This window comes from Agathobaculum sp. Marseille-P7918, from assembly GCF_964248325.1.
Classification (GTDB): Bacteria; Bacillota; Clostridia; order Oscillospirales; family Butyricicoccaceae; genus Agathobaculum.
This window is the reverse complement of the sequence record NZ_CAXTXI010000022.1, coordinates 2,501-4,793: the sequence shown is the minus strand read 5'-3', so window position 1 is coordinate 4,793 and position 2,293 is coordinate 2,501. Positions and strand designations below refer to the sequence as shown.

At 52.2% G+C, this 2,293-nt stretch carries 1 rRNA gene (only partly in view); it reads right to left on the bottom strand.

Going from position 1 to position 2,293, the window contains the following annotated elements:
- A 23S ribosomal RNA gene (locus ACESSO_RS16980) occupies positions 1–2,293 on the bottom strand; its annotated part runs 513 nt beyond the window's last position; the annotation flags it as partial.

The following is a 2,293-nucleotide window of genomic DNA, read 5'->3' as shown; positions in this document are numbered from 1 at the left end:
CATACATTACTGCACTTCCACTCCTGACCTATCAACCTTGTAGTCTACAAGGGGCCTTACTCCCGAAGGATGGGAACACTTATCTCGAGGGGAGTTTCACGCTTAGATGCCTTCAGCGTTTATCTCGTCCGTACTTAGCTACCCAGCTATGCCCCTGGCGGAACAACTGGTGCACCAGCGGTACGTCCATCCCGGTCCTCTCGTACTAAGGACAGCTCCTCTCAATATTCCTACGCCCGCAACAGATAGGGACCGAACTGTCTCACGACGTTCTGAACCCAGCTCGCGTACCGCTTTAATTGGCGAACAGCCAAACCCTTGGGACCGAATTCAGCCCCAGGATGCGATGAGCCGACATCGAGGTGCCAAACCTCCCCGTCGATGTGGACTCTTGGGGGAGATCAGCCTGTTATCCCCAGGGTAGCTTTTATCCGTTGAGCGACGGCATTTCCATTCACATACCGCCGGATCACTAACTCCAACTTTCGTTACTGCTCGAACCGTCATTCTCGCAGTTAGGCTCGTTTATGCGTTTACACTCAGTGCACGATTTCCGTCCGTGCTGAACGAACCTTTGAGCGCCTCCGTTACCTTTTAGGAGGCGACCGCCCCAGTCAAACTGCCCACCTGACAGTGTCCCCCGACCAGATTCATGGCCGCAGGTTAGAATCCCAATACCCCAAGAGTGGTATCCCAAGGTTGGCTCCACAAATGCTGGCGCACTTGCTTCCAAGCCTCCCACCTATCCTGTACATGGAATACCGAGATCCAATATCAAGCTACAGTGAAGCTCCATGGGGTCTTTCCGTCTAGTTGCGGGAAACCGGCATCTTCACCGGTACTACAATTTCGCCGGGCGGGCTGTTGAGACAGTGCCCAAATCGTTACGCCATTCGTGCGGGTCAGAACTTACCTGACAAGGAATTTCGCTACCTTAGGACCGTTATAGTTACGGCCGCCGTTTACTGGGGCTTAAGTTCGCACCTTCGCTTGCGCTAAGCACTCCCCTTAACCTTCCAGCACCGGGCAGGCGTCACCCCCTATACGTCATCTTTCGATTTAGCAGAGAGCTGTGTTTTTGCTAAACAGTCGCTTGGGCCTTTTCACTGCGGCCTGCTCTCGCAGGCGCCCCTTATCCCGAAGTTACGGGGCCAATTTGCCGAGTTCCTTAACAACCCTTCTCCCGTTGGCCTTAGAATACTCATCCCATCTACCTGTGTCGGTTTGCGGTACGGGCACCTTAGTATACACATAAGCTTTTCTCGTCTCTCTCGCCAGTGACTTCCCTACTATATTTCGGTCCCTTTCGCCCGGGGCAACCATCGCCCGGGTTCACCTTAAAGAAAGCGTCCCTTATGCTTAAAGTTCGGTGGTTACGGAATTTCTACCGTATGTGCATCGACTACGCCTTTCGGCCTCGCCTTAGCTCCCGACTAACCTTGGGCGGACGAACCTTCCCCAAGAAACCTTAGATTTTCGGCCATTATGATTCTCACATAATTCTCGCTACTTATTCCGGCATTCTCACTCGTATGAAGTCCACCAGTGCTTCCGCTCTGACTTCGCCCCGCATACGACGCTCCCCTACCCAATGTACAAAGTACAATGCCTAAGCTTCGGTTTCATGCTTAGCCCCGTTACATTTTCTGCGCAAAACCACTCGACCAGTGAGCTATTACGCACTCTTTGAATGAGTGGCTGCTTCTAAGCCAACATCCTGGTTGTCTTCGCAGTTTCACATCATTTTCCACTTAGCATGAATTTGGGACCTTAGCTGTAGATCTGGGCTGTTTCCCTTTTGACCACGAGACTTATCTCACGTAGTCTGACTGCTATTCATCAATTATCCGGCATTCAGAGTTTGATAGGGTTCGGTAACCTCGCGGCCCCTAGCCCATTCAGTGCTTTACCTCCGGTAATCTAAAATAACGCTAGCCCTAAAGCTATTTCGGGGAGAACCAGCTATCTCCGAGTTCGATTGGAATTTCTCCGCTATCCACAAGTCATCCCCGGCTTTTTCAACAGACGTGGGTGCGGCCCTCCACGGTGTCTTACCACCGCTTCAGCCTGCTCATGGATAGGTCACCCGGTTTCGGGTCTAATGCCTGCAACTTCATGCGCCCTATTCAGACTCGCTCTCGCTACGGCTCCGGAACTCCAGTTCCTTAACCTCGCTGCAAACATTAACTCGCCGGACCGTTCTACAAAAAGTACCCGATCACACTTTAACGTGCTCTCGGTGCTTGTAAGCACAAGGTTTCAGGTTCTGTTTCACTCCCCTCCCGGGGTACTT